At 67.4% G+C, this 8,600-nt stretch carries 9 protein-coding genes and 2 tRNA genes; 7 read left to right on the top strand and 4 right to left on the bottom strand.

The features are described 5' to 3' along the window. Window positions 1-25 precede the first annotated feature (25 nt). On the top strand, window positions 26-1,243 hold the full coding sequence (locus tag ACT53N_RS15660; RefSeq protein ID WP_476064767.1) for a multidrug effflux MFS transporter: 1,218 nt from the start codon (window positions 26-28) through the stop codon (window positions 1,241-1,243). On the opposite strand, the gene ACT53N_RS15665 is transcribed toward ACT53N_RS15660, so the two are convergent. Continuing rightward, a complete protein-coding gene (locus ACT53N_RS15665; protein ID WP_476064768.1) occupies window positions 1,234-1,611 on the bottom strand; it encodes a DUF423 domain-containing protein in 378 nt (125 codons plus the stop codon). The two genes, ACT53N_RS15660 and ACT53N_RS15665, sit on opposite strands and share 10 nt — an antisense overlap. A 109-nt stretch (window positions 1,612-1,720) precedes the next feature. Here ACT53N_RS15665 and ACT53N_RS15670 point away from each other — a divergent pair, with 109 nt between their 5' ends. The 3 genes from ACT53N_RS15670 to ACT53N_RS15680 are packed head-to-tail and all read left to right on the top strand — an operon-like array spanning window position 1,721 to window position 4,256. Continuing rightward, complete coding sequence (locus ACT53N_RS15670) at window positions 1,721-2,827, top strand: Rv3169 family protein (protein ID WP_476064769.1); 1,107 nt, start codon at window positions 1,721-1,723, stop codon at window positions 2,825-2,827. Then, window positions 2,824-3,834: a phosphotransferase family protein gene (locus ACT53N_RS15675; RefSeq protein WP_476064770.1), complete on the top strand. Its 1,011-nt coding sequence runs from the start codon at window positions 2,824-2,826 to the stop codon at window positions 3,832-3,834. The genes ACT53N_RS15670 and ACT53N_RS15675 overlap by 4 nt, the downstream gene beginning before the upstream one ends. Beyond that, on the top strand, window positions 3,831-4,256 hold the full coding sequence (locus ACT53N_RS15680; RefSeq protein WP_476064771.1) for a hypothetical protein: 426 nt from the start codon (window positions 3,831-3,833) through the stop codon (window positions 4,254-4,256). The genes ACT53N_RS15675 and ACT53N_RS15680 overlap by 4 nt, the downstream gene beginning before the upstream one ends. Window positions 4,257-4,263: 7 nt before the next feature. On the opposite strand, the gene ACT53N_RS15685 is transcribed toward ACT53N_RS15680, so the two are convergent. From ACT53N_RS15685 to rlmB, 3 genes are all read right to left on the bottom strand, one after another. Next, on the bottom strand, window positions 4,264-5,004 hold the full coding sequence (locus ACT53N_RS15685) for a TerC family protein (protein ID WP_476064772.1): 741 nt from the start codon (window positions 5,002-5,004) through the stop codon (window positions 4,264-4,266). 121 nt (window positions 5,005-5,125) lie between these two features. Next, window positions 5,126-7,087, bottom strand: a complete 1,962-nt coding sequence (gene stpX, locus ACT53N_RS15690) for a stalk-specific protein StpX (protein ID WP_476064773.1) — start codon at window positions 7,085-7,087, stop codon at window positions 5,126-5,128. A 107-nt stretch (window positions 7,088-7,194) separates the two neighbouring features. Continuing rightward, a complete protein-coding gene (gene rlmB / locus ACT53N_RS15695; protein WP_476064780.1) occupies window positions 7,195-8,031 on the bottom strand; it encodes a 23S rRNA (guanosine(2251)-2'-O)-methyltransferase RlmB in 837 nt (278 codons plus the stop codon). 173 nt (window positions 8,032-8,204) lie between these two features. Here rlmB and ACT53N_RS15700 point away from each other — a divergent pair. The 3 genes from ACT53N_RS15700 to ACT53N_RS15710 all read left to right on the top strand — a co-directional run. Beyond that, window positions 8,205-8,290, top strand: a tRNA-Tyr gene (locus ACT53N_RS15700). A gap of 106 nt (window positions 8,291-8,396) precedes the next feature. Then, a tRNA-Gly gene (locus ACT53N_RS15705) sits at window positions 8,397-8,470 on the top strand. Between the two features lie 54 nt (window positions 8,471-8,524). Further along, window positions 8,525-8,600: hypothetical protein (locus ACT53N_RS15710; protein ID WP_418161963.1), on the top strand; the 76-nt coding region annotated here is incomplete at its 3' end.

Below are 8,600 nucleotides of genomic sequence, written 5' to 3' on the forward strand. Positions count from 1 at the left end.
GGGCGAACGGGCGTAAAAGGCGGCCATGACCGACGCCAGCCCGCCGCCCGCCCACGTTCCGTGGCGCCTTGTCCTGCTTCTGGGCGCGCTGACGGCCTTCGCGCCGATGTCGATCGACATGTATCTGTCCAGCCTGCCCTCGATTGGCCGGACGCTGAACGCGGCCCCGGACGAGACCCAGGCGACCCTGGCGGCCTTCTTCGCAGGCATGGCGATCGGGCAGGTGTTCTACGGGCCGGCCTCGGATCGTTTCGGCCGTCGGCCGCCCCTATTGATCGGGATCGGACTGTTCATCGGCGCTTCGATCGTCTGCGCGATCGCGCCCAATATCGAGACCCTGATCGCCGCCCGGTTCGCCCAGGCGTTGGGCGGCTGCGCGGGCCCGGTGATTGCGCGCGCGGTGGTGCGTGACCGCTTCAGCCACACCGACACCGCGCGTGTCCTGTCGCTGATGACCCTGATCATGGGGCTGGCCCCAGTGCTGGCGCCGCAGCTGGGCGGCGTCGTCCAGTTCGTGGCCGGCTGGCGCGGGGTGTTCTGGAGCCTGGCTCTGTTCGGCGTGCTGATCGCCGCCTGGGTGGTGCTGAGCCTGACGGAATCGCGCTCGGCGGCGACCGAGGCGCAGGCGCGGGGCGAAAACCCGCTGAAGGCCTATGTCGCGCTGTTCGGGATGCGGCGGCTGATGGGTTATGCGCTGGCGGGGGCGCTGAACGGGGCGGTGTTGTTCACCTACATCTCGGGCGCGCCGGACCTGGTGATGGGGACCTACGGCCACAGCCCCTTGGTGTTCAATCTGGTCTTCGCTTTCAACGCCGTCGGCATCATCGGCGCCAGCCAGGTCAACCGCTGGCTGCTGCGGCGATCCACGCCCGACCAGGTGCTCGCGCGGGCCAGTATCGCCTCGATCGTCGCGGCGCTCCTGCTGACCCTGGCGGCCTGGACCGGCTGGGGCGGGCAGTGGACCGTGTTGCCGCTGCTGTTCGTCGCCCTCTCGATCTACGGCCTGATGGGCGGCAACACCATGGCCGGAGCGCTCAGCGTCGATCCCCGCCGGGCGGGCTCGATCTCTGCGTTGATGGGTTCAGCGTCGTTCGGCGCGGGCGCCTTGGCCTCGTGGGCCGGCGCGGCGCTGCATGACGGGACGCCTCGCCCGGTGGCCGGGGTGATGTTCGCCTGTCTAGTTGGATCCGCGCTGGCGATCTTCCTGCTGGCCCTGCCGGGCGCGAAGAAGATTCAGGCCTGAGGCAGGTTGAATCCCCGCCAGGCCATCAGCGCCCAGCCGGCCATGAACGACAGACCGCCTAGCGGTGTGATCGCCCCCAGGAGGCGCGGCGCGCCCAAGGCCATGGCGTAGAGCGAACCTGAGAACAGCAGGATGCCGACGAAGAACAGGGCGGTCACGATCCCCATGCTCTTGGCCCCGCCCTTGTGCAGCGTGAAGGCCGCGAAAACGGCCAGGGCGTGGATCATCTGGTACTGCGCGCCGGTCTTCAGCCATTCGACGGCTTTCCAGCCTTCGATCCCATGCGCGGCGAAGGCGCCGAACGCCACGGCCAAGAGACCGTTGGCGGCCGCAAGGCCCGTCCAAGTCCGGGGTGTCCACCCTTCCATCGCCTTTACGCTCCGTCACCGTTGCAATCGTTCGTCGCGACCTTAACGTCGTTCACCTGCTCGTAAAGCCGGCCCGTCAGAGCGTCGGCGCGAACAGGGGAGGGACGGCATGGCGCTCACCTGGGGCGACGACTATCCGATCCATCAGACGCCCGAGCCCGTGGCCTACGCCGGCACGGATCGGAACTTCTATGATCGCTATTTCTTCAACGGCTATGCGCCCGAGGGCGATGGCGGCGACCTGTTCTTCGCGGCGGCGTTCGGCGTCTATCCGCACCTGAACATCGCCGACGCCTCGTTCTGCGTGATGAAGGGCGGCAAGCAGGTCAACCTCCACGCCAGTCGGTGGCTCGGCATGGAGCGGATGGACCTGAGGGTCGGCCCGATCGCCATCGAGGTGTTGCAGCCGCTGCAACGCCTGAAGCTGGTCGTGCAGGCCCCCGAGCAGGGCGTCGCGGCCGAGATCGTCTTCGAGGGCCGCGCCTTCCCGATCGAGGAGCCGCGCTTCATCCGCCGCAACGGGCCACGCGCCTTCATGGACTACACCCGCCTGACGCAAAACGGCCGCTACAGCGGCTGGGTCGAGGTAGACGGTGTTCGCACCGCCGTCGACGGCTTCGTCGGCACGCGCGACCGCTCGTGGGGCGTAAGGCCGGTCGGCGCGCGCGATCCGCAGGAGCCGGTTCCGCCCGTTCCGCCGCAGTTCTTCTGGCTGTGGAGCCCCTGCAACTTCGCCGACGGCAGCTTCTTCTTCCACACCAATGACGACGAGCTGGGACGGCCCTGGAACCGGCGCGCTGTCTGGCTGGAGGATGGCGGCCACGAGGAGGCGTTCGGCGGTTTCGCCCAATCGTCGTGCGACATCCGCTGGAGGAGCGGCACGCGCCACGCCAGCACCGCGACCCTGGATCTGGGCGACGGCGGTTCGGTGACCATCGAACCGCAGACCGAGTTCTTCATGCTGGGCCTGGGCTACACCCACCCGACCTGGGGGCACGGCCATAACCAGGGCGAACTGAAAGTCGAACGGGAAGACTTTGTGCTGGCCGATATCGACCGTCGCCTGCCGCACCACCTGCATGTCCAGGCGCTGAGCCGCGTGACCTATGTGGACGGTGAGGGGCGGTCTCGGGTCGGTCGCGGCGTCTTTGAGCAATTGGCGATCGGCCCGCACGCGCCCTCCGGCTTCGCCTCGATCCTGGATCTGGCCCCATGAGCCTCACCGAGAGCCTGCAAGCCTACCTCTCGCGGATCTGGTTGACGCCGGTGACCGTCTCGGACCTGTCGCGCATTCCCGGCGGCGCCAGTCGTGAAACCTATCGCTTCACAGCTGTGGCGGATGGCCAGGCCCATCCTCTGATCCTGCGCCGGGACCCGCCGGGCAGCCTGATCGAGACCGATCGAAACCTGGAATATCTAGCCTTCGCGTCATTCCACGGCTCCCTCCCGGTTCCGCGTCCCGTCGCCATGGAGCCCGAGGGCGCGGAGCTGGAGCGGCCGTTCTTCATCATGGAGCGCGTCGAGGGCGGGACCGCCGCCTCGCCCTTCACGGTCGTTCCTTATGGCGAGCACGCCCGGACGATCGGCGAGCAGTTCTTCCGGATCCTCGGAACCATCGCTGCAGCCGATCCGACGACCTTGCCGCTGGCCAGGGCGGCCGAGCGCCCCGGGCCCGAGGACTGCTGGCGGATCGCACTGGATCACTGGACCAAGGTCATCAAGGACGATCAACAGCATCCGCAACCCATCGTCTGGGCGGCGATCCGCGCCCTGCGTCGTCGCCCGCCACCGTCGGCCCAGGCCGTGCGCGTGGTGCACGGCGACTATCGGACCGGCAACTTCCTGCACGACGGCGCGGGCAAGGTCCTGGCGATCCTGGATTGGGAAATGGTCCACCTGGGCGATCCGCTGGAGGACCTGGGCTGGGCCATGGACCCCCTGTGGGGACACTTCGAGGCCGACAAGGTGGGCGGGATGCTGCCACGCGACGAGGCGCTGGCCCTCTGGAAACAGACCAGCGGCCTTGAGGTCGACGAGGCGGCCCTAGCCTGGTGGTCGCTGTTCAACGCCGTGAAGGGCCAGGCGATCTGGACCTCGGCGGCCAAGGAATACCGTGATGGCGGGTTCAAGGATCCGGTTCTGGCGATTTCGGGCTGGTATACCGCCCGCCGCCACGACCAGATCCTGGCCGAGATGCTGCTGCGCCTGGAGGGGCTTTCATGACGCCGAGCGTGCCCGATATCCTGGTCGGCAACTTCCTGTGCATGGCCGAGCCGGGGCCGCCCGAACAGCAGGGCGAGTTCATGGCCGGCAAGGTCGCGGTAGTGGCGTTGCTGTCGCTGCTCGCAGCCCAAGAGGCAGAGCGGGGTGCGGCGGCTCGGGTCACCGAGAACACCGCCATCCGCGAGATTCTGGCCGACGCCGCTGGAGACTATGGTCTTGAGCGCAGTTGGCCGGCGGATCCCGCAGAGCTGACGATCAGCGCGCTAGACCGTGTGAACGCCGCCCTGCGCCTGGCCTTGATCGGCCTGCACGAGGCGGTGGAGGCTCGGGGCGACACCGCGCGTCACGCCCGTATTCTGCGCCTCTACGTGCAGATGGCCGAGCTGAGACGCCTGGATCTGCCGCCTCTGCCGGGTCGCTGAAGCCCCGTCAGCGGTGCTTGTTGTGCTGGGCGATCTCGTCCGGCTTGATGTCGAGCGGGGCGGGGACCGCCGCGTTGTAGGCAGGCGTCTGGTTCAGGTCCATCACCACGCTGCGGTGGCCTTGCCAAATCATATGCACGGCGACGTAGAGCACGATCGCGAGGCCGACAAAGCCGATCCAGCGGTGCTTGTGCAGCAGGTTTGCGATCGCGGTGGCGGCCACGCCCATCAGGACGATCGACAGCAGCAAGCCAAAGATCAGGATGCCGGGGTGCTCGCGGGCGGCGCCGGCGACGGCCAGAACGTTGTCCAGCGACATCGAGACGTCGGCGATGAGCACCTGCAGGAACGCGGCCTTGAAGGTCTTGTTCGGACGGGCGCGCGGCTCGGTGGTCGGGTCGTCATCGATCGAGGCCATGGCGTCGGCCTCGTCGTGGGTCGTCTGCTCGCGCAGCTCGCGCCACATCTTCCAGCAGACCCACAGCAGCAGGAAGCCGCCGGCCAGCAGCAGGCCCACGACGCCCAGCAGCCAGGTGGTGATCAGGGCGAAGGTGATGCGCAGAACGACGGCCGCGCCTAGCCCGTACAAAATGACCTTCTTGCGCTCCTTGGCCGGCAGGCCGCCGGCCGCCAGGCCCACGGCCACGGCGTTATCGCCCGCCAGAACAAGGTCGATCATCAGGACTTGCAGCAGGGCGGTGAGCGGGCCTTGGAAGGCGCCGAACTGGGCGATCAGAGCGTCGAACATGGCTTCTCAATGCTTTGACGCGGGGGACGATGCAAGGCGCAAACGCCTTTTCGCGCACGATGCGAAAAGAAAGAGCCCCGGATCAGCGGATCCGGGGCTCTTGGTTCTGGGCGCGCTCGGTCTAGTGGTGAGCGGGCTCGGGTTCCTTGTGGTGGGCGTCATGGTGACCGTGGCCGTGATCATCATGATGGCCGTGGTCATCATGACCGTGTCCGCCATGGCCGTGCGCGTCGTGGCCGTGATCATCATGCCCATGATCGTCATGGCCGTGGCCGTGAGCATCGCCATGGCCATGACCATGATCGTCGCCATGGCTGGTCGGGGTCACATGGGCCGTGTGCTCGGCATGGGCGTGATGAGCGCCATGGTCGTGGCCATGGTCATGATCGTCATGGCCATGCGCGTGGTCATCGTGACCATGCCCATGATCGCCGTGGCCGTGGCCGTCGTCGTGGTGGCCATGGCCGTGATCATCGTGGCCGTGCGCCGCGTCGTGGCCGTGATGATCGCTGTGGCTGGCGGAAGCCGCCGCCACCATGGGGTTCACGTACGAGACGTGCTCCGCAGGCGCGTGGGGCTCAGGGTGAGCGTGGGCATGGAGATCAGCGCCGTGCCCGTGATCATCATGCCCGTGGGCGTGACCATGGTCGTCATGACCGTGGCCGTGGTCGTCATGGCCGTGGCCGTGGTCGTCATGGCGGTGATGATCGTCGTGGCCATGCCCGTGGTCGTCATGATGCGTCATGGCCGAAGCCGCGACAGCGCCTGCCGCCGCGCCGCCGGCGGCGGCGAGGAACGGGTTGACGTGAGAGACATGTGTGCTGGCCAGCGGCGTATCGAATTCCATCTCGTTACGGCCGTAATCCGTCAGCGTGCGGTACTTGCGCTGGCTTTCCGCCTTGCGGCGCGAGGCCGAGACGCTCCGCGAAACACCCACCAGAATGATCAGCGCCAGAAGCACCAGGGCCGCGCCCAGCAGGGTCTTGATCGGCGTCGGACCAAGGCCGGGCAGCGAGATCGAGCCGTTCAGAGCCCCCAGATCCAGCTTGTCCATGCCCTTCTTGGCGGTTTCCGGCAGCGCCGCGACGCGCTTACTGATTTCGCCCAGAGAGAAGCCTTGCGGCGCCTTGGCGCCGGTCATTTCGACCCCGAACTCCGACTTCAGTTCGCCCTTGGCTTCCGGACCGGGTTTGACCTGCCACGCGAAAGTGGTGGCTTCGCCCGGCTTGACGACGGCGGTTTGACGGCCGTTCGGCGTGATCTCATAGCCCTCGCCCTGGAGTTCGGCGTAGGCGCTGGTCTTTTTGGCCGCCTTGGTCAGACCGAGCTTGGCGGCTTCTTTCTGGATCATTTCGCCCAGGGTCGCGGGCAGCGAGAGCGTGACCTGGCCCGGCTGACCCTTGCCGAGGCTTTCCGCCGTGGCCAGCACCGCGCCATTGGTGGCGGCCGGCGCCACGGCGGCTTGCAGTTGTTCGAGCTTGGTCGCGGGCTTGGCCGGAGCGGGCGCGGCGACCGGCGCGGCGGCGGCGACCACGGGCGGCTTGGCCAGCGGCGCCGTCGGCTGGGCGGGCTGAGCCGCCTTGATCGGCGCAGGAGCCGGCGCGACGGTCTTCGGAGTCACGGGCTTCACGACGGCCACCGTCGCAGGCTTGGCCGGAACGGCCGCGCCATGCGTCTGCATCGTCGTGTGGACCCGGCGCGCTGGAGCCGAGGCGGCGTGGCTTGAGGCCTTCGGGTTCGGGATCGGACGCATGGCCGTGACCAGCGTTCCGTCCGGCCGACGCCAGGTCTTCAGATGAGAATTATGGGGCGGCGGCGGCGGGGGGCGCGTCGCATCCGCTTGAGCCTGGGCCTGGGCTTGCGTGGAGGCGGCTGCGGTCGGACCGCCCAGCAACCCATCCTGGGCCTGGCCAGCGTTGGGCGGCGGCGGCGCCCCCATCAGCTCCGGCGGCGCGGCGGCGTTCTGTTGACCGCTGGGCGGCGGCGCGGAGGCGACCGGGTCGCCAGCGCTGCAGCCCGCGAGCGCCAGAACGCCGGCCGCGGCGGTCGCCAGGGCGGCCAAGCGTGTATTACGTCCAAACATCGGGTCCCCCGATCCCATGTCAGATTCCTCCGCAGAGCAGCGCTCGCGGACCACTGTTCACGAGAGAAGCACGAGCTTGCGACGAAATCAAAACGGTTAAGAGAGATTCACGAAACGATTTCGTCCACCGCGCGAACTTTTGAGGCCTCGTAGAGTGCGATCGCGGCGGCGGCGGAAACATTGAGGCTCTCGAAGCCGCCGGGCATAGGGATTTTGCCCAAGGCGTCGCAGTGCTCGGCGACGAGGCGACGAACCCCTTCGCCTTCCGAACCCAAAACGAGCACCGTCGGCTGGGCGTCGAGCACTGCCTCCAGGCTCTCCTCGGCCTCGCCGGCCAGGGCCACGGCGCGCCAGCCGAGATCGGCCAGCTCCTCGAGGGCGCGGGAAAGATTGACCACGCGCGCGTACGACACCTTGTCCACGGCCCCGACGGCGGTCTTGGCCAGCACGCCGGAAAGCGCTGGCGCGTGGCGATCCTGCAGGATGACGCCCTTGGCCCCGAACGCCGCCGCCGAGCGGAAGATCGCGCCGATGTTCTGCGGATCAGTGATCTGGTCGAGCATGACCAGAAAGCCGCCCGCGGGCGTCGCCAGTTCGGCGATCGTCATCGGCTCGGGTTCGTCGATTTTCAGGGCGAGACCTTGGTGCACGGCGCCCTGGGGCAGCTGCTTGGCGATCTCCTGGCCCTCCATCACCTGCAGGCAATTCAGTTTCTGCAGATGCGGCGCGAGTCGCTTGGCCCGGTCCGGTGTCGCCAGAAGCCGCTTCGGAGCGGGTCGGCGAGGGTTGGCGAGCGCGGCTTCAACGGCGTGAGTCCCCCAAATCCAGTCCTTGGCGTCGCCTTGGCCTCTGGAAAAGTCATTTTGTTTCCGTGGCTTGGAACGAAAATCGCGTCCTTGTGCAGAAGGGCGTTTCCGGTCGTTGCGTTCGGAATGAGAGGACACTATAAGACGCGCTCCGATTTGGGGCCCCGAGGGCTTCTCGGCCAACCGGCGCTGCTCTTAGCATCGTCCGGCGACGGTCCAAGAAGCTTTTGTTTCGCATCGGCGTTTGACGGCTTGCCGTCGCTCGTCGAAGCGGATAAAGGCCGCCGGCTTCGGAACTCCATCGCGTGCTTGGGGGAATGTCCCGAGTGGCAAAGGGGGGGGACTGTAAATCCCCTGGCGTAAGCCTTCGTAGGTTCGAGTCCTACTTCCCCCACCATGCGCGCGATGAGTTCCGGAAGGCAGCGCCCTTGAAAACAGGGGGCGTCCCAGAGCCGAAAGACCGGGAGCCAATCGCGACCCCGCTAGCCCCTGAGGGTGATTGGGCGGGTATAGCACAATGGTAGTGCAGCAGCCTTCCAAGCTGAGGATGCGGGTTCGATTCCCGCTACCCGCTCCAGCTCCCTAACGAGTTATTCCCAACAACCCAGCCGCCGGCGCGAAGGTAGAGACGATGGCCAAGGAAAAGTTCGAACGCACTAAGCCGCACTGCAACATCGGCACGATTGGTCACGTTGACCATGGCAAGA

It is taken from the genome of Caulobacter sp. DMC95 (assembly GCF_056313785.1).